Genomic DNA, 20,245 nt, shown 5'->3' on the forward strand with positions numbered 1-20,245 from the left:
GGTCAAGTTCATGGTTAATTATCATGCATAAACGCGATTAGCCACTTAATAATCTAAAATAGTCGATGGATATCAATGAGATACGCAAGGTGAATGTTAATGGCATTTAACATATACAACAGGGTGTTTTTGAAAACGCCGAAGGCCAGATAGAAAAAAGGCTAGCATCGAGTGCTAGCCAAATATAAAAGTTAGGAAGGGTGTTGCTTTTCCTCTAGGCTAACGTCATTGACGCTAGCCCGAGAAATATTATGCGGAAAGCATGAGTGAATCAGCTTTCGCTTCTAAGTTTGAGTTACCCATTAAGAAGTCATCAATAGCAATTGCACATTCACGACCTTCATTAATACAACGTACTACTAGAGACTGGCCAGTACGCATATCACCAGCAGCGAAAACGCCTTTCTGGTTAGTCGCGTAACCTTCAGATGCGACGTTACCGCGCTCGTCCAGTTTAATGTCTAGTTGAGCTAGCACACCTGTTGGCTCTGGGTGTAAGAAACCCATCGCTAAGAATGCCATATCACAAGGGATAACACGTTCTGTGTTCGCCACTTCATCAAAGCTTGGGCGCTCACCAGGTTTCGCATCTTGCCAAACGATGTCAGCAATACGTAGACCCGTCACTTGACCTTGCTCGTTACCGATGAACTCTTTAGTCAAGATGTTCCAGTGACGCTCACAACCTTCTTCGTGAGAAGTTGTTGTTTTCATGATCATTGGGTATTGAGGCCAAGGCATATTTGCAGGGCGTTTCTCTGGTGGGATCGGCATGATCTCTACCTGAGTAATGCTTGCTGCTTTATGACGGTTTGATGTACCTACACAGTCAGAACCAGTATCACCACCACCGATAACCACAATGTGCTTATCTTGAGCGTGAATCTCTTCTGTTTTCAGATCTAGGTCGTTGGCACGACGGTTGTTTTGGCCAAGGAATTCCATCGCAAAATGAACGCCTTTTAGCTCACGACCTGGAATTGGTAGGTCACGAGGAACCGTAGAACCACCTGTTAGCAGGACTACATCAAACTCTTGGCGTAGTTGCTGAGCGTTAACATCAACACCGATGTGCTGGTTCACTTTAAACTCAACGCCCGCTTCAGCCATTAGATTGATCTTACGATCGATCACGTCCATACCCAGTTTGAAATCTGGGATACCGAAACGCAGTAGGCCGCCAACTTTCTCGTCACGTTCAAATACAGTTACTGAGTGACCAGCACTGTTTAGTTGCTCAGCAGCGGCTAGGCCAGCAGGACCCGAACCGATAACAGCTACTGTTTTGCCTGTACGAGAACGAGGTGTTTTAGGTTTTGCGTACCCTTCACGGTACGCAGTTTCTACAATGGTTTTCTCGATATTACAGATGGTGATTGGGTCTTGGTTAATACCTAGTACACAAGCACTCTCACAAGGTGAAGGGCACACACGACCTGTAAATTCAGGGAAGTTATTGGTTGAGCTCAGGATGTTCCAAGCCTCTTCCCAGCTGTCACGGTAAACCGCGTCATTGAATTCTGGGATGATGTTACCAATTGGACAACCGCTGTGACAGAAAGGTACGCCACAGTCCATACAACGAGATGCTTGAGTATTGATCTTGTCACCAAACTCTTCGTTAAGTACGAACTCTTTGTTGTCTTCGATACGAACTGACGGGTCGAGCTTCTTTGGAAGCTCACGACCGTGTTCTAAAAATCCAGTAGGCTTACCCATTATACTGCCTCCACTTCTTCCGTTTGTGCTTGTTGTGCTTCAGCTTTACGCTTCTCAAGAACTGCTTTGTAGTCGCGTGGCATTACTTTAATTAGTGATGCAACACTTGCTTCAAAGTTGTCTAGGAAAGACTGAGCAACTTCACTTCCTGTGAATTCAACGTGCTTGGTTAGCATATCTAGTAGAAGATCTTTATCTTCTTGTTCAATTGGATCTAGGTCTACAAGTTCAGAGTTAAGCTTGGTTTCGAAGTCGCCCGCTTTATCCCAAACATAAGCGACACCGCCACTCATACCCGCAGCAAAGTTACGACCTGTTGAACCAAGGATAATAGCAACACCGCCAGTCATGTATTCACAACCGTGGTCACCAACTCCCTCAACAACAACCTTCGCACCTGAGTTACGAACACAGAAGCGTTCGCCAGCCATACCGCGAATGAAAGATTCACCTGAGGTCGCACCGTAGAAACATACGTTACCAACCACGATGTTATCTTCAGCAACGATAGAAGATTTCGCATCTGGGTACAGTACCAAAGTACCGCCAGACAGACCTTTACCCCAGTAATCGTTCGCGTCGCCTTCTACTTCAAACTTAACGCCTTTCGCAAGGAACGCACCGAAAGATTGACCAGCACTACCGTGGAACTTAACGTTCATTGGTTGTGGTAAACCTTGGTCTTTGTAAACCTTCGATATTTCGTTCGACAGCATGGTACCCGCAGAGCGGTCCGTGTTGATGATAGGGAAGGTCGCATTTACGGCTTCGCCTTTCTCAAGTGCAGGAATTGCAGCTTGAATCAACTTACGGTCTAGAACATCTTCTAGGTTGTGGTTTTGTTGTGTCTGGTTGTAGATACCATCTTCTTCACGAGCCTGCTCAATGTGCAGTACAGGTGTTAGATCTAGGTTCTTGTACTTCCAGTGGCCGATGTCGTCACGAACTTTAAGTTTGTGCGATTGACCCACCATCTCATCGATAGAGCGGAAGCCAAGTTCAGCCATTACTTCACGTAGGCCTTCAGCCATGTATTGGAAGAAAGTCACTACGTCTTCTACGCGGCCGTCGAAACGCTCACGCAGAGTTTTGTTCTGTGTTGCGATACCAACAGGACATGTATTCTTGTGACACTTACGCATCATGATACAGCCTTCAACAACCAATGCTGCTGTTGCTACGCCCCATTCCTCAGCACCAAGTAGTGTTGCTACTGCAAGGTCACGTGGTGTTTTCATCTGACCATCAGACTGAACAACGATACGGTTACGTAGGCCGTTTTTCAGTAGTGTTTGGTGCGTTTCCGCTAGACCCAGCTCCCAAGGCAGACCAGTGTGACGGATAGAAGACATCGGAGATGCACCCGTACCACCATCAAAACCTGCGATAAGTACTACGTCAGCTTTCGCTTTTGCTACACCTGATGCAATTGTACCTACGCCAGCCTCTGATACTAGCTTCACGTTTACACGGCCGTTACGGTTGGCGTTTTTCAGATCGTAGATTAGCTGAGCCAAATCTTCGATTGAGTAGATATCGTGGTGTGGCGGTGGCGAGATAAGACCTACGCCCGGAGTCGAGTGACGCGTTGCGCCGATCCAGTCATCAACCTTATCACCAGGTAGTTGACCACCTTCACCAGGCTTCGCACCTTGAGCCATCTTGATTTGCAGCTCATCAGCGTTAGATAGGTAGTAAGACGTTACACCAAAGCGACCAGAAGCCACCTGTTTGATTGCTGAACGTTCCCAGTCGCCGTTTTCTTTACGTTCGAAACGTGCTGGGTCTTCACCACCTTCACCTGAGTTTGATTTCGCGCCAATGCGGTTCATTGCAACAGCCAGTGTTGAGTGAGCCTCATGCGAGATTGAACCAAAGCTCATTGCGCCAGTAGCGAAACGCTTAAGGATGTTCTCAATTGGTTCTACTTCTGCTAGAGGAATAGAGCCTGCAGGGTTCTTGATGAAATCAAGTTGGCTACGTAGCGTTGCTGCGTTGTCGCCTTGGTCATCGACTGCTTTTGCGTACTTCTTGAACTGACCGTAATCTTTGTTACGCGTCGACTCTTGAAGTAGAGAAATCGTTTCTGGGTTGAATAAGTGTTTCTCACCACGTTGTTTCCACTGGTAAACACCACCAACATCAAGGATTTGAGCTGGGATTTCACGAGCTGGGTAACCAACACGGTGACGAACAAGCACTTCACGTGCGATATCGTCGATCGTTAGACCTTGGATACGAGAAACAGTACCAGTGAAGTATTTTTCAACCACTGATTTGCTTACACCAAGTGCTTCAAAAATTTGTGCACCGTGGTAAGACTGCAGCGTAGAGATCCCCATTTTAGAGAAGATCTTCAGTAGACCGCCGTTAACACCTTTACGGTAGTTATCGAAGAACTCGCGTGGGTGTACGTTTGGATCTAGCTTTTTAGTACGTTGCAGTTCAACAATCGTTTCAATCACTAGGTATGGGTTAACTGCGTTCGCACCGTAACCGATAAGCGTTGCAAAGTGGTGTGTTTCACGAGCATCACCCGTCTCAACAACGATGTCACACTTAGCACGTAGGCCTTTACGGATTAGGTGGTGGTGAACCGCGCCGACTGCCAGCATTGCTGGGATAGCGGCGTGGTTAGAGTTAACCGCACGGTCAGTCAGTAGGATGATAGAGTAGCCATCAATTACTGCGTCTTCTGCGTATTGGCAGATACGCTTAAGTGCGCGCTCTAACTTACCTTGGTCGCCATTTGCTTGGAATACGATATCCAGCGTCTTCGCTTGAAGGTGCTCGTTATCGATTGCACGTAGCTTTTCTAGCTCAGAGTTAGACAGTACTGGAGACTCAAGCTCTACTTTTTGACAGTGCTCAGGTGTTTCAGCAAGTAAGTTCTGATCTTTACCTAGGTAAGTGTTCAGAGACATAACCATGCGCTCACGAATCGGGTCGATAGGCGGGTTAGTTACTTGAGCAAACAGCTGTTTGAAGTAGTTTGAAAGGTGCTGCGATTGGTGAGAAAGAATCGCTAGCGGCCAGTCAGCCCCCATTGCAGAAAGCGGCTCATAGCCTGTTTTCGCAAGAGGTAGAATGATTTCGTTTACTTCTTCAGAGCTCACACCAAACGATTGTTGTTTGTGCAGAAGCTTCTCTGGAGAAGGTTGGCTAAATTCGTTGCTCGCGTCTGGTAGCTTTTTCAAGCTCAGAAGGTTTTCTTCAACCCATTTCTCGTAAGGTTGTGCTTTCGCGATGCCATCTTTCACTTCTTCATCAGAAATGATGCGGCCTTGCTCAAGGTCAGCAACAAAGATACGGCCTGGTTGTAGACGACCACGGTATTCAACGTTTTCTGGTGCGATTTCAACAACGCCAGACTCAGACGCCATCACTAGGAAATCGTCTTTTGTCACTGTGTAGCGAGAAGGGCGCAGACCGTTACGGTCAAGTGTTGCACCTACTTGAACACCATCAGTGAAACATACAGATGCTGGGCCATCCCATGGTTCCATTACGTTCGCGTGGTACTGGTAGAACGCGCGACGTGTTGGGTCCATGTTTTTGTTTTCTTGCCATGCTTCCGGGATCATCATCATCAATGCGTGTGGCAGAGTACGACCTGAAAGAACAAGTAACTCAAGTGCCATATCGAAGTTTGATGAATCCGAGCTACCTTCCTGACAGATAGGCAGTAGCATGTCGATTTCAGCTTGTGTGAATAGATCCGATTCAAGGATCGCTTCACGCGCTTTCATCCAGTTTAGGTTACCGCGAACCGTATTGATTTCGCCATTGTGCGCGATGTAACGGAAAGGCTGAGCTAGACGCCAACGTGGGAATGTATTGGTAGAGAAGCGAGAGTGTACAAGTGCTAGAGCTGTCACCATAGTTGGGTTTTGCAGATCTAGGAAGTACTGAGGAACTTGTTCTGTTGTTAGCTGACCTTTGTACACCAATGTCTTGTAAGACATAGAGTTAATGTAGAAGTCATCACCGATATTTGACACGCTTTCTAGGCACACACGAACGGTGTAGTTACGTAGAACGTACAGTTTGCGCTCAAGCTCTTCTGGAGTAATACCAGGGCCGCCAGAGATAAATACGTGTTCAAATTGAGGTTCAGTGCTTAGTGGGTCAGCACCAATCATTGAGTTGTCAGTTGGAAGTTCACGGTAGCCGATAACTTCTAACTCTAGGCGTTGTGCATTGCGTTCTAGAATGTCACGACACTGTGCACGTTTGTGTTCATCTTTAGGGAAAAGTACAACACCAACACCATATTTTTCAAAAGATGGCAGTTTAATTCCAAGCTTTACGGCTTCTTCTAGTAAGAATTCGTGCGGCTTCTGTAGCAGGATACCTGCACCATCACCAGAACACGGATCACAGCCTTGGCCGCCACGGTGTTCCATACGTGCAAGCATATCGAGTGCTTGAGTTACTACATCATGAGATTTGCGATTCTTTAGATGCGCAACAAAACCGATACCACAAGCGTCATGCTCCAGTTCAGGAGTATACAGACCCTGTGAGTTCTGCTCTTGATCTACCATAGATACATCCTTCCAGTTAAATCTAGGCGCAACTTCTTTGTATAAAGTCAGCCTTGTCCTTTTATATTTATGGGTCTAAACCTGCCTATGCTGGCGGTTTGAATCCTTTCCGTATCTCGCAGGAAAAGTATTGCGAGAAAAACAATCCTTAGTGATATCCGTTTATTTTTAACCACAAACTAGTGGTTTATATAGGTGGGAGTTAGATATCACCGACTTATTAGCAAGTTTTCGTTGTAAGTAAATACTCAAAAATAGCCAATATGTGTAAGTATCCTACAATTTTGTCTAGGCGAATTGCAATGAAAGTTGACCCATGTAGACCATTTTTTTCGTTTTATTTTGAATTTTTTGTCTAACAAATGTGCAACATTAGGCAAATAGAGCCGATTTTTTGCATGTTTATTGATATTTGATAGGTTGCTCGCAAAAAGCCTTGAGTAAACTAATTGGTCGAATTTTGCAGGGATGTAATTTTTTTTCAAAAAAAGACTGATATTCATTCTTATTTACTTGAGCGCTTTGAAAATATGCAATTACATGAGTTGGTCAATACTATCGGCCAAGATCTTCAACGTCGTTATGGCGAAAAGGTTCACAAGCTAACACTGCACGGCGGATTTAGTTGTCCAAACCGAGATGGCACCATTGGCCGCGGAGGCTGCACTTTTTGCAATGTGGCTTCCTTTGCTGATGAACAAACTCAGGTTCAAAGTATTGCTGACCAGTTAAAAGATCGTGCGGGTGAAATTGCTCGTGCTAAGAAGTATCTTGCTTATTTTCAGGCGTACACCAGCACTTATGCTGAGGTGCAAGTGCTCAAGAATATGTATGAAGAAGCACTAAAAGCACCGGGCGCCGACATCGTTGGTCTTTGTGTTGGTACAAGGCCAGATTGTGTACCTGATGCGGTGTTGGATCTGCTCGCGGGTTACGTAAAGCAAGGCTATGAAATCTGGCTGGAACTTGGCTTGCAAACCGCCAATGATAAGACCCTAAAACGCATTAACCGCGGACACGATTTTGCGGTGTATGAAACGATCACCAACCGCGCACGTGCGTTAGGTATCAAGGTGTGTACTCATCTAATTGTTGGCCTGCCAAAAGAGACCAAAGCGGACAATCTTGAAACTTTAGACAAGGTATTAGTGGTAGGAACCGATGGCATCAAACTTCACGGCCTTCATATAGTAGAGGGTAGTACCATGGCTAAGGCGTGGAAAGCAGGAAAGCTAGAAGCACCAAGCCTTGAAGAGTACATAGATGTTGCTACGGATATCATTCAACGTACACCTGCGAACGTGGTTTATCATCGCGTTTCATCAGCCGCGAGACGTCCAACGTTGCTCTCGCCTTTATGGTGTGAAAACCGCTGGTTGGCGATGACTGAGATTGGTCGTTCACTCGATAAAACTGGCGCGCAAGGCATCAAAGCGGGTTCAGCATTTGAGTACACGCTACCCGTTTTAAACGCAGCCAATTGATAGAAATAGGTGAGAGTAGGTAACAGCAGATAAAACCAACAAATAGTGGTAACATTTCCCTCACAGAATTTATGGTATAGATTGAGAGTAAATGGAACTGGTAATGACTTGGTTGTGGGACAGGGCGTATGGCTACGGTATTTATATCGTTCTCATGTTGCTGATTGCTCTCATCTGCTGGCATCTTTATTCACGTTATCAGTCGCATATTGAACAGCTTCTTCTCTCTACTCCGTCGCCACTCTATTTCGTCGATGTGCGAAGTGGCGAGATCCTCTATGCCAATCGCCAAGCGATGCAGTTGCTTGGTATCCGCCAAATCGGTGTTAATTTTCGCTTTCCTACCGTGGAGAGTGAGAACAGCTTTCGCCACTATTTAACCAATCACATCAACTCTCGAGCATTTGAGCAGATCTCGTTTTGGGCTCTTTCTGAATTTGAATCTTTTAAGATCAATTTAGTGGCCCGTAAGATCCGCTTTAGAAGCAAGAAAGCGTGGATGATTCACGCCTCTCCCTACAAGAATACTAATGAAGAGCAGTCCCAAGAGGTTCGCGAACTAAATGTTGCGCGTACGGCTTTGGATTCTCTGTCTGAGCTGATCTATGTAAAAGATCAGAAGGGTGAGTTGGTCGCGAGTAATCGTTCGTTTAAAAAGTTTTGGCATGGTCGTCCTGAAGAGGGCACCTTGAGTGTATCTGGCGGTGCATTAAAAGGTCGTGTCAGTGAGCGGTCGTGGACAACCGACCAAGACGGCAAAGGTTGCCTGCTCGAAACCTATCAAAGTGTGTTGCTTTCCCAAGACGGAGAAACCATAGGTACGCTCTCTATTAGCCATGATGTGACCGATTGGCATGACATGCAGCAGAAACTGCGTGGCGAGATGGAGAAGCGTAAAGATACCGAAGTCGCACTTGCCCAGCGTGACACCATCTTACAAAACATTTTAGAGGCCAGCCCTGACTCGATTGGTATCTTCAACGAGAACATGGTTTATCAAGCGTGTAATAAGCCATTCGTCGCGGCGCTTGGTATTTCTGAAGTGAGTGATTTAGTCGGTAAGCGTCTGCAAGACGTGGTGCCAAACAGCATGTACATGCGCATATCAGACACCGATCATCAAGTACTGCATCACGGTAAATCACTGCGTTACATCGATAAGGTGGTGTCTAGTGATGGCGAATACACTTGGTACGATGTGGTGAAATCTCCGTTTAGAGATCCTGCCTCAAGCACCAATGGTGTGCTGATCATGGCGCGTGATATCACCGAACGTTACCTTGCTGAGCAGAAGTTGGAAGAAGCGAATCTTGAGCTTGAGCGTCTCAGCTTTATGGACAGCCTGACTCAAGTATCTAACCGACGCCGTTTTGATGAGCAGCTGTCGACACTGTGGCACTATCATGTGCGTGAGAAGTTGCCACTGACGATTATGCTGTGTGATATCGACTTCTTTAAAGGCTATAACGATTATTACGGACACCAGCAAGGTGATGATGCGCTGATTCAAGTCTCTCAGGCTTTTAAAAAGGTGCTCAATCGCTCGTCAGATTGTGTGGCTCGTTATGGCGGTGAAGAGTTCGGCTTTATTCTGCCTAATACAACGGCTGATGGTGCGCAGCTGGTGGCAGAGCGCATTCATAGTGAAGTCCTTAAACTGGGGCTAATACACGAGAAATCGGCAGTCTCCGAATTCATCACGGTGAGTATTGGTATTATCTCTTACATTCCGACTCCTGATGATGAAATGGAGTCTGCGGTTGCCTTGGCTGATAGCGCGTTGTACCAAGCAAAATCGGACGGACGAAACCGTTCAATCGTGCATCCATCGTCGATCCGCTAAACAAACCTATCACTGACTTAACCAGTATTTACTCGGGGTATCTGTTTTAAACAATATAACCCTAGCTCTCTTGCTGCATGTGATGTAGCTAGCTTACCTCCTATCTTCAAACAGGGTAGAATGTTGCTAGTCTTATCGCATGGAGCGCTAAATGAAACCCATGAAAAATCTCGCCCAGTATTACGTGGATCTACTCGTAAAACTGGGGATTGTCCGCTTTTCTATCTTACTCGCCCTAGCGCTTGTTGCCCTCGCTGTTGTTGTGCAAGTCGGCATAACCCTCGCACTCAAAGGTAATGTTGATGATATCGACATTGTCCGCTCAGTTTTCTTCGGTTTAGTGATCACACCTTGGGCGGTTTACTTCCTGTCTGTAGTTGTTGATCAGCTGGAAGAGTCTCGTCAAAGATTGGCGAAGTTGGTCTCTAAGCTTGGTGACATGCGTGAGCGAGACCAAGAGCTCAACAATAAACTGCAACTCAATATCGAAAAGCTGAATCAAGAAATCGAAGAGCGTGAAAAAGCCGAAGAAGCGCGTGCTGAAGCGATGCACGATCTCGAGAATGAAGTCTTTCAACGTGAACGTACTCAGCTTGAATTAGCAGAACGTACTGCATTGTTGCGCTCGTTTATCGATGCCTCGCCTGACCTTATTTACTATCGCAATGAAGAGGGTGTTTTCTCTGGTTGTAACCGTGCGGTTGAAGAGCTCACCGGCAAGACAGAAAAAGAGCTAGTCGGTTTGACACCTTGGGATGTCTACAGCAAAGAGGTCGCTCAACAAGTTGTCGAAACCGATAAGAAGGTGTTTGCCGACAACCAAGCGCTCACTTATGACCAATGGCTTGAATATCCAGATGGGCGTAAGAGCTACTTCGAACTGCGTAAAGTGCCTTTTTACAGCAAAGATGGTCGCCACTTAGGCTTAGTGGGTTTTGGTCGTGATATTACCGAGCGTAAAGAGCATCAAGAGTCGCTAGAGAAAGCCAGTCGCGATAAGACCACCTTTATCTCAACCATTAGTCATGAGCTAAGAACACCGCTTAACGGCATCATTGGTTTGAGCCGCATGTTGCTCGATAGCCAACTGACCACTGAACAGCGTAAGCAGATGCAAACTATCAAGGTGAGCGCAGTGACACTGGGTAATATTTTCAACGATATTATCGACATGGATAAGTTCGACCGTCGTAAGCTTGAGCTATTCCCAACCCCTATCAACTTTGAAGATTTCGTTGTTGAGATCGAAAGTATCTCTGCATTGATGGCTGAACAAAAAGGATTGAGATTCGATCTAGAACGATTGTCTGATCTCCCTGCGGCCGTTGAAGTGGATGGCACTCGCCTGAGACAGGTGTTGTGGAATCTCGTAAGTAACGCGATGAAGTTCACCAAAGATGGTGGTGTGGTGATGACAGTCAGCGCCGACATTGATGGCGACTTTGCCAACATTACGATGGAAGTGGAAGATACCGGCATCGGTATCCCTGAAAGTGAAATCGAAAAGATCTTCGCGATGTATTATCAAGTTAAATCTGGGACGGATAATCTGCATGCGGTGGGCACAGGTATTGGCCTTGCTGTATCGCAACAGCTGATCAATATGATGGACGGCCACATCGAAGTGACCAGTGAAGAGGGCTTTGGTAGTACCTTTACGGTATCAATTCGAGTTCCTGTTAATCACGACACTCAAGCTCTGATTAAAACGCCAAGAAAGCAGTCGAATCTTAAGATCTTCATGGTCGAAGATATTGAACTTAACATCACAGTGGCTCGCTCTCTACTTGAAAGCTTAGGTCACGAAGTGACGGTGGTGATGACGGGTAAAGAAGCGCAAATTGCTTTCAACCCTGAAGACTATGACTTGGTACTGTTGGATATCCAACTGCCAGACATGACCGGCTTCGACATCGCTCAGTACTACCGCGAGAAGTACAGCCTGTTACCACCTTTGGTTGCGTTAACTGCCAACGTGTTAAATAACAAACAAGAGTACTTCCAGAAAGGCATGGACGAGGCGATCAGTAAGCCATTGTCGGTTCGAGCTATCCAAGATGTGATCAGCGAGCTTATCGAGGATGCGCCAGAGGTGGTCGAGAAAGTCGGAAATATTGAAAAGAGTGAAGAGAGTAAGCCAGTTCTTTCATCGATTGACACCACTTTGCTTGATATTGATATGCTAGAGTCTTATGTTGATATTGTTGGGCCGAAACCGGTTTTGGATAGCATCGCGATGTTTGAAGATATGATGCCGGAGTATATGGAAATATTGAACTCCAACATGGTCGCGAAAGATCAAGCCAGCATCGTTTCTGAGGCGCACAAGATCAAAGGCGCGGCAGGTTCGATTGGTTTGAAACGCATACAGCAAGTTGCTCAGAAAGCTCAGTCTCCAGATATGCCTGCTTGGTGGGAGAATATTTCAGATTGGGTCGATGAAATTAATAACGAATACCAGAATGACATTGAAGTCCTAAAAAGTTGGTTAAACCAAAGGTAGAAGAATAATGAAAAAATTAGCATTCGCCGCATGCGTAGTGGCATTAGCAGGTTGTTCTGCACCGCAAGTAGAATGGCAGCAAGGTAACCAAGTTGAAGTATCTGCAACGACAGTAACAATGAAAAGCAATCTTTGGCACAACAAGATGCCAACGATCGGAGAGACTCAAGATAAGACACTGCATGGTGCTATCTACCTAGAATCAGACTCAGAGCTGCCAGCAACGCTAGCGGTTGAAAGTGTTACGGTAAAGCAAGGTGCAGATACCTTGTTAGTGACGGCTGACGATCTTGATTTAAGAACGCACAGTGAAACTCAGTGGGAAGTCGCTTTTGTGTGGCAGCTAGAGATCGACAGTGACAAGCCTGTAGATGTTGCGGTTGAACTGAAAGATGGTGAAACCGTGAAGTGGCTGGTGGAGAAAGACGTTAAGGTTGATACGGTTTACTAAACCTTAGCGAACAATGAACAACAAAAAAGGGAGAATGCGTAGGCATTCTCCCTTTTTAATAACTATTGATTGCGCCTCTACTGTTAAAACACTAAGTGCTAAACGACTAGAAACGCGAATCGAATTAGTCTTCTAGGTCACCACAAAAGCGGTAGCCTTCACCGTGAATCGTTGCAATGATTTCTGGCGTACCAGAAACAGATTCAAAGTGCTTACGAATACGACGGATTGTTACGTCTACAGTACGATCGTGTGGCTTAAGCTCACGGCCAGTCATCTTCTTAAGAAGGTCAGCACGTGTTTGGATCTTACCTGGGTTCTCACAGAAGTGAAGTAGAGCACGGAACTCTGAACGAGGTAGCTTGTAGCCTTCGCCATCTGGGCTAACCAGAGAGCGGCTGTTGATATCTAGTACCCAACCGTTGAACTCGTACTTCTCAACGCTACGCTTTTCTTCTTGAACAGAGCTTGTGCTCATTGAACGGTTAAGAAGGTTGCGTGCACGGATAGTCAGTTCACGAGGGTTGAAAGGCTTAGTGATGTAGTCATCAGCGCCGATCTCTAGGCCAAGGATCTTATCAACTTCATTATCACGACCAGTTAAGAACATAAGCGCTACATTTGCTTGCTCACGTAGTTCACGCGCAAGTAGTAGGCCATTCTTACCTGGAAGGTTGATGTCCATAATTACAAGGTTAACTTGGTTGTCAGATAGCACTTGGTGCATCTCTTCACCGTCGCTAGCCTCAAAAACAGCATATCCCTCTGCTTCAAAAATACTCTTTAGAGTGTTACGAGTTACTTGCTCATCTTCAACGATAAGAATCTGCGGGGTTTGCATTTGGCGGTACCTAAATTTGTGACGAAACTGTGCTAATAGAATAAATTCTAGGCAAAAACATAACATACAGGTAATGTATTTTTGATGATAACTTAAAGTTTTCAAAAAAACACTTACTTCCAGCTATCTGCCTTCCTTGAAGTATTGCCCAATAACGTAGATCCAGTACGCCTTTCAATCATTCTTTTAGTGATTGCAACGGATTCTATAATGTTAACAGCATGCTAACAACGCGAGAATGTTAATTCCATTCACTTTGTTGATTTACATCAATTGCCGTATCGCAACAAACTTTAATAGTATGGCTACAACTTAACCAGTGTTATGGTGATTATTTAGCATCAAAACCAGAATGGTTATTCGAGATAGTTTTCACATCTCGCATGCTAAAGACCTGATTATGAACCAAGGAAGCGGAAAGCTGTCCTTAGAGTCTAGTAGATAAATATGCTCAATCAACTTTAATTAATGATTAAATTGAGCATAGAACAATGAAAACAAAGGATTAATTTTAATAACATATAAAAGCATAGAGGTAAGCCTGACTTAACAGGTAGCGCCTTACTCACGGAGGATATATGCACGATATAACACCCGACTTGTGTGATGAGTTTGAAAGCAAAGTCACCCTACTTAACCTTCCATTACAGAACTTCGGTCAACGTGGTGCGTTCTGGGGAAAAATTGTAACAGTTCGTTGTTATCACGATAATTCCAAGGTTCGCGAGGTTTTAGCGACCGACGGCAGCGGTAAAGTACTGGTTGTTGACGGAAATGGCTCGTGCCAGAAAGCACTGCTTGGTGACCAACTTGCTATTCTTGCAATAGAAAATGGCTGGGAGGGCGTGATTGTTAATGGTGCTGTGCGGGATGTTGGCATGATGTCGCAAATGGACTTGGGTGTTCAGGCACTAGGTGCATCACCATTCAAAACCGAGAAGCGTGACGTAGGCCAAGTGAATGTGACACTGACAATGCATAACCAACTGATTCAGCCTGGTGATTACATTTATGCAGATTGGAATGGCGTGTTAATTTCGTCGGAGCTGCTGCTCGAATCATAACGACGATTTGATTCGCAGTTGTTAATGGGTAACAAGCTTATTGGATTAGAAGCGAAACCCTAACCCCACTTCAACACCTTGCTGCCACTCTTCATAATCAAGGGTGGCATGTAGGTCCAAGTTGTCCGTCAGTTGAACTCGGCTTGAAACTTCCGCAGCCACAGACTTTTCATTCTCTTCAGTTTCATCTTTATAGGTATGAAGAGAACTGTTGAAAGAGATTCTTTCAGAGAACTGATAACTGACACCGCTCAAGAATCCACTTTCACTTTTCAAAGACGCACTGTTTATACGTGTACCGACATAAAGATCAACATCATCAAACAAGCTATAGGCGTAGCCACTATCGACTTTCCAAGTATCGAAACTTTCGCTCGATGCATTTTGAGTTGAGATAAAGAACTTATGAGAAGAGCGATCGATTTGTCCGGGTAATAGGGGCAGGTTGCTTAACAGGGGTAAGCTGTTCGCTGAACAAACAACAGGCATAGCAAAGGCTAAAAGAATAAGTAATCTCTTCACTTCCCACTCCTGATGTCATTATTATTGTTCTTTGAACGTTATCGTTCAATTAAAGCACAGTTCTTGTATGCTTGCTGAACAATCGATATAGCATTTTGTTATGACTATATATGCAATCAATTACTCTTGAGTGTTTATAGGATAAATCCACGATCTGAATTACAGGTGCATACAGGGTGATTTATCCCTTAAATGACGGTTTGCTCTGAAAAACGGTGTGAATGTAAAAAAAACGCAACTTTTCATTGACGTCTAGTGGTAAAAATTGATACACGTAGAGTAAAGCACAAGCAGAGAATTTGATATGCAGCACGTAAGCCACCTAGTAATGACCACAACCATTATTATTACCGACATTAACATTGTTGGGGCAGGCTGCTAAGTAACGGATTTTAAAAAAAGGCCTGTATCCAACAAGATACAGGCCTTTTTTTGTACCATTTTTATGACTTATGGAGAAAGGGATGCGCGTTTTAAAGTTTGGAGGTTCATCATTAGCTGATGCAGATCGTTTTTTACGAGCTGCTGATATCATCGCTAATAATGCCCAGCAAGAAGAGCTAGCCGTTGTACTATCGGCTCCAGGAAAAACAACCAATAAGTTGGTCGCTGTTATTGAAGCTGCACTGAAAAATGGTGAAGCTGACGCACAAATCACAGAGATCGAATCTTCATTTACTGCGCTGTTTGCAGAGATTAAAGCGGTTGTACCTTCGATTGATGGTACTGCGTTCCAAGAGCAGGTTGATACCTCTCTTGCTCAGCTAAAGCAGTTCGTGAACGGCATCAACCTACTTGGTATGTGCCCGAACCACGTCAATGCTCGCATCATCAGTAAAGGTGAGCGAATCTCTATCCAGTTAATGAAAGCGGTACTTGAAGCAAAAGGCCAACCAGCAAGCCTGATTGACCCAGTTCAATACCTATACGCTAAAGGTGATCACCTTGAAGCTATGGTTGATGTGGATGTGTCTACTCAGAACTTCCGTCAATCGCCACTTCCACAAGGTCACGTTAACATCATGCCGGGTTTCACTGCGGGTAATGATAAAGGTGAGCTAGTTACACTTGGTCGTAATGGTTCTGACTACTCAGCGGCAGTGCTAGCGGCATGTCTACGTGCTGATTGCTGTGAAATCTGGACAGATGTAGACGGCGTTTACAACTGTGACCCACGCTTAGTCGATGATGCACGTCTGCTTAAGTCACTGAGCTACCAAGAAGCAATGGAGCTTTCTTACTTTGGTGCTTCGGTTCTGCACCCGAAAACCATTGCTCCTATCGCACAATTCCACATTCCTTGTCTGATCAAAAACAGCTTTAACCCACAGGGCGCAGGTACTTTGATCGGTCAAGACACTGGCGAAGATAACCTAGCAATCAAAGGCATCACGACGCTAAGTGACCTAACAATGGTTAACGTCTCAGGCCCAGGTATGAAGGGTATGGTTGGCATGGCGAGCCGTGTATTCGGCGCGATGTCTTCAGCTGGCGTTTCTATTGTCCTTATTACTCAATCTTCTTCTGAATACAGCATCAGCTTCTGCATTGAATCAGCTGATAAAGTAAAAGCGAAGCAAGTATTGTCTGACGCATTTGAACTTGAACTTAAAGATGACCTATTAGAGCCAGTTGAGTTCATGGACGATGTAGCGATTGTAACGCTGGTGGGTGACGGTATGCGTACTTCACGCGGTGTTGCTTCTCAGTTCTTCTCTTCTTTGGCTGAAGTGAACGTGAACATAGTTGCGATTGCTCAAGGTTCATCTGAGCGTGCTATTTCTGCGGTTATCCCTGAAGATAAAATTTCAGAAGCAATCAAAGCGTGTCACGAAAACCTATTTAACTCTAAGCACTTCCTTGATGTATTCGTTGTGGGTGTTGGTGGCGTTGGTGGTGAGCTTGTTGACCAGATCCAACGTCAGCAAGGCAAACTGGCTGAAAAAGGCATCGTGATTCGCGTATGTGGTTTAGCAAACAGCAAAGGCTTATTGCTAGACAGTGAAGGCTTACCACTAGAACAGTGGCGTGATCGCATGTCGAGCGCGACAGAAGAGTTCAGCCTAGCGCGCTTAGCGGCTCTGGTTCAACGTAACCACATCATCAACCCGGTATTGGTTGACTGTACGTCTAGTGAAGGTATTGCTGCTCAATATGCAGACTTCCTAGCTGCGGGTTTCCACGTGGTAACACCAAACAAGAAAGCGAACACAGCAAGCATGGCTTACTACCATCAGCTTCGTGAAGTTGCACGTAACTCACGTCGTAAGCTGATGTACGAAACAACGGTAGGTGCAGGCCTGCCAGTAATCGAAAACCTACAGAACCTGATCTCTGCAGGTGATGAACTTGAGAAGTTCAACGGTATCCTTTCTGGTTCACTGTCTTACATCTTCGGTAAGCTTGATGAAGGTATGACGTTAAGCCAAGCAACCAACATTGCTAAAGACAACGGCTTTACTGAACCGGATCCTCGTGACGATCTATCAGGTATGGATGTGGCGCGTAAGCTGCTTATTCTTGCTCGTGAAGCTGGCATGGCACTTGAACTTGAAGACGTTGAAGTAGACCAAGCGCTTCCACCAGGTTTTGATGATTCAGGTACGGTTGAAGAGTTCATGGCTCGCTTGCCAGAAGCAGACGCTTACTTCCAAGAGCAGTCAGCTATCGCAGCAGAAGAAGGCAAAGTACTTCGTTATGTTGGTGAGATCGCCGATGGTAAATGTAAGGTTCGTATCGCTGCTGTTGATGGCGACGACCCAATGTTCAAGATTAAAGATGGCGAGAACGCGCTGGCATTCTACAGCCGTTACTACCAACCAATCCCGCTAGTACTTCGTGGCTACGGTGCTGGTACTGAAGTAACAGCAGCAGGCGTATTCTCTGATGTGATGCGTACTCTTGGTTGGAAATTAGGAGTTTAGGAATGAGTTCAAGTGATATGGATGTTGTCGTTTATGCTCCTGCATCAATCGGTAATGTCAGTGTAGGGTTTGATGTGCTGGGGGCCGCTGTGTCTCCAGTGGATGGCACACTGCTGGGTGACCGAGTTATGGTTAAAGCAGGTGATGAACCATTCTCACTTAAAACAGCAGGCAGCTTTGTATCTAAGCTGCCGACTGAAGCCAAAGAAAACATCGTCTACGACTGCTGGGTGGTGTTTTCTAGAGAGCTTGATAAAAAAGGCGTTGCGCTAAAGCCTTTAGAAATGACACTCGAAAAGAACATGCCTATTGGTTCTGGTTTAGGTTCAAGTGCATGTTCAATCGTAGCGGCGCTTGATGCGCTAAACCGTTTTCACGGTCATCCACTGAATGAAACTGAACTGCTTGCTCTGATGGGCGAAATGGAAGGTAAGATATCAGGCGGTATTCACTACGATAACGTTGCGCCATGTTACCTTGGTGGCGTGCAATTAATGCTTGAAGAGCTAGGCATCATAAGCCAAGAAGTGCCGTGTTTTGACGACTGGTACTGGGTGATGGCTTATCCGGGCATTAAGGTTTCAACGGCAGAAGCGAGAGAGATCCTACCATCTCAATACCGTCGTCAGGATATCATTGCTCATGGTCGCCACTTAGCGGGCTTTATCCACGCGTGTCACTCAGGTCAACCTGAACTGGCGGCGAAGATGATCAAAGACGTGATCGCTGAACCATATCGTGAGAAACTGCTTCCAGGGTTTGCTGACGCTCGTAAATACGCGCTGTCGGCAGGTGCATTGGCTACTGGTATTTCTGGTAGTGGCCCAACTCTATTTAGCATTTGCAAAGAACAAGATGTCGCCGAGCGTGTTGCACGCTGGTTAGAACAAAATTACGTACAAAATGAAGAAGGATTCGTTCACGTTTGTCGCCTAGATAAGCAGGGTTCGATCGTTACAGGAAGTGAGTTATGAAACTGTACAACATCAAAGAAAATGATGAACAAGTCTCTTTTGGCCAAGCCGTTCGTCAAGGTTTAGGCCGTAATCAAGGTCTATTTTTCCCATCAGAACTACCTAAGTTTGATGATATCGATGCGCTGCTAGCAGAGGACTTTGTCCCTCGTAGCTCAAAGATTTTGTCGGCGCTTATCGGTGATGAACTGTCGAAAGAGCAAATTGACCAGATGGTTGACGCAGCATTCCAATTCCCTGCACCAATCAACCAAGTGAAAGACGGTGTTTACGCACTTGAGCTTTTCCACGGTCCAACACTGGCATTTAAAGATTTCGGTGGCCGCTTTATGGCTCAATCTTTAGCAGCAGTTTCAGATGGTGGTCAAATCACTATCTTAACGGCAACATCAGGTGATACTGGTGCGGCGGTTGCGCATGCTTTCTACGGCATGGAAGACATCAACGTTGTGATCCTTTACCCGAAAGGCAAGATCAGCCCTCTACAAGAGAAGCTGTTCTGTACACTGGGTAAGAACATCCACACTGTAGCAATTGATGGAGACTTTGATGCGTGTCAGGCACTGGTTAAAGACTCATTTGATGACGCTGAACTGCGTAAAGAGATTGGCCTTAACTCGGCAAACTCTATCAACATCAGCCGTTTAATGGCTCAGATCTGTTACTACTTTGAAGCGGCTTCTCAGCTGACTAAAGAACAGCGTGAAAACCTGGTTATCTCTGTACCAAGTGGTAACTTTGGTAACTTAACGGCTGGCCTATTAGCGAAAGCGCTTGGCCTACCAGTGAAGCGTTTCATTGCTGCAACCAACGAAAATGACACGGTTCCTCGTTACCTAGAAACAGGTCAATGGGATCCAAAACCGACCGTTGCAACAACATCGAACGCGATGGATGTAAGCCAACCGAACAACTGGCCTCGTATCGAAGAGCTTTGCCAACTGAAAGGTTGGGGCTTAGATACCCTAGGTAAGGGTAAAGTATCTGACGAGCAGAGCGCTGAATCAGTACGCGACCTAAAAGCACAAGGTTACCTATGTGAACCACATGGTGCGATTGCTTACCGTCTATTGGAAGAGCAACTGCAAGAGAACGAAACTGGCTTGTTCCTATGTACAGCGCACCCAGCGAAGTTCAAAGAAGTGGTTGATGACATCCTAGGTTCTGACATTGAACTACCTGGCCCGCTAGCAAAACACGCTGCGATGGAGTTGTTGTCTGAAGATCTAGATAACGATTTCGAAGCGCTAAAAGCGGTACTTCGTCGAGTTCAACCAGCGTAGTTTTTCACAAACGTTATGTGTAGAACTTAGATGGTTAAGAGAAAGGTGAATGAGCAATCATTCACCTTTTTTATTGCCTGATGGCTTTTA

12 protein-coding genes, 1 pseudogene and 1 other annotated feature are annotated in these 20,245 nt (G+C 45.5%); of the genes and pseudogenes, 8 read left to right on the plus strand and 5 right to left on the minus strand.

The window, feature by feature from the left end; genetic code table 11:
• Positions 1-249: 249 nt before the first annotated feature.
• A complete protein-coding gene (locus ITG10_RS10600; protein WP_017630242.1) occupies positions 250-1,719 on the minus strand; it encodes a glutamate synthase subunit beta in 1,470 nt (489 codons plus the stop codon).
• Entirely contained in the window at positions 1,719-6,266 is a 4,548-nt protein-coding gene (gltB, locus tag ITG10_RS10605) for a glutamate synthase large subunit (RefSeq protein WP_017630241.1), read from the minus strand. The genes ITG10_RS10600 and gltB overlap by 1 nt, the downstream gene beginning before the upstream one ends.
• Before the next feature lie 530 nt (positions 6,267-6,796).
• On the opposite strand from gltB, the gene ITG10_RS10610 reads away from it, so the two are divergent.
• From ITG10_RS10610 to ITG10_RS10625, 4 genes are all read left to right on the plus strand, one after another.
• Positions 6,797-7,750, plus strand: coding sequence for a TIGR01212 family radical SAM protein (locus ITG10_RS10610; protein WP_017630240.1), 954 nt, complete (start codon positions 6,797-6,799; stop codon positions 7,748-7,750).
• A gap of 91 nt (positions 7,751-7,841) precedes the next feature.
• Positions 7,842-9,593, plus strand: coding sequence for a diguanylate cyclase (locus tag ITG10_RS10615; RefSeq protein WP_026084177.1), 1,752 nt, complete (start codon positions 7,842-7,844; stop codon positions 9,591-9,593).
• A 151-nt stretch (positions 9,594-9,744) separates the two neighbouring features.
• Positions 9,745-12,096, plus strand: a complete 2,352-nt coding sequence (gene arcB / locus ITG10_RS10620) for an aerobic respiration two-component sensor histidine kinase ArcB (protein ID WP_017630238.1) — start codon at positions 9,745-9,747, stop codon at positions 12,094-12,096.
• A 7-nt stretch (positions 12,097-12,103) separates the two neighbouring features.
• Positions 12,104-12,547 (plus strand): hypothetical protein, encoded by a 444-nt coding sequence (locus tag ITG10_RS10625; protein WP_017630237.1) that lies wholly within the window; start codon positions 12,104-12,106, stop codon positions 12,545-12,547.
• A gap of 124 nt (positions 12,548-12,671) precedes the next feature.
• On the opposite strand, the gene arcA is transcribed toward ITG10_RS10625, so the two are convergent.
• Positions 12,672-13,388, minus strand: a complete 717-nt coding sequence (gene arcA, locus ITG10_RS10630; RefSeq protein ID WP_004741534.1) for a two-component system response regulator ArcA — start codon at positions 13,386-13,388, stop codon at positions 12,672-12,674.
• A gap of 372 nt (positions 13,389-13,760) precedes the next feature.
• Positions 13,761-13,919: pseudogene (locus tag ITG10_RS10635) on the minus strand (ribonuclease activity regulator protein RraA).
• Positions 13,920-13,966: 47 nt separating this feature from the next.
• Here ITG10_RS10635 and ITG10_RS10640 point away from each other — a divergent pair.
• Positions 13,967-14,452, plus strand: coding sequence for a putative 4-hydroxy-4-methyl-2-oxoglutarate aldolase (locus tag ITG10_RS10640; protein WP_017630236.1), 486 nt, complete (start codon positions 13,967-13,969; stop codon positions 14,450-14,452).
• 45 nt (positions 14,453-14,497) lie between these two features.
• On the opposite strand, the gene ITG10_RS10645 is transcribed toward ITG10_RS10640, so the two are convergent.
• Positions 14,498-14,974 carry a hypothetical protein gene (locus tag ITG10_RS10645; protein WP_017630235.1) on the minus strand — a complete coding sequence of 159 codons (477 nt, stop codon included), beginning with the start codon at positions 14,972-14,974 and terminating at the stop codon, positions 14,498-14,500.
• A 317-nt stretch (positions 14,975-15,291) separates the two neighbouring features.
• Positions 15,292-15,409: a sequence feature (Thr leader region), on the plus strand.
• 29 nt (positions 15,410-15,438) lie between these two features.
• Here ITG10_RS10645 and thrA point away from each other — a divergent pair.
• The 3 genes from thrA to thrC are packed head-to-tail and all read left to right on the plus strand — an operon-like array spanning position 15,439 to position 20,155.
• A complete protein-coding gene (gene thrA / locus ITG10_RS10650) occupies positions 15,439-17,898 on the plus strand; it encodes a bifunctional aspartate kinase/homoserine dehydrogenase I (RefSeq protein ID WP_017630234.1) in 2,460 nt (819 codons plus the stop codon).
• Positions 17,899-17,915: 17 nt separating this feature from the next.
• Positions 17,916-18,872, plus strand: coding sequence for a homoserine kinase (gene thrB / locus ITG10_RS10655; protein WP_128644350.1), 957 nt, complete (start codon positions 17,916-17,918; stop codon positions 18,870-18,872).
• Entirely contained in the window at positions 18,869-20,155 is a 1,287-nt protein-coding gene (gene thrC, locus ITG10_RS10660; RefSeq protein WP_017630232.1) for a threonine synthase, read from the plus strand. Before thrB ends, thrC begins: the two co-directional genes overlap by 4 nt.
• Positions 20,156-20,245 lie beyond the last annotated feature (90 nt).

It is taken from the genome of Vibrio sp. ED004 (genome assembly GCF_023206395.1).
Taxonomy (GTDB): Bacteria; Pseudomonadota; Gammaproteobacteria; order Enterobacterales; family Vibrionaceae; genus Vibrio.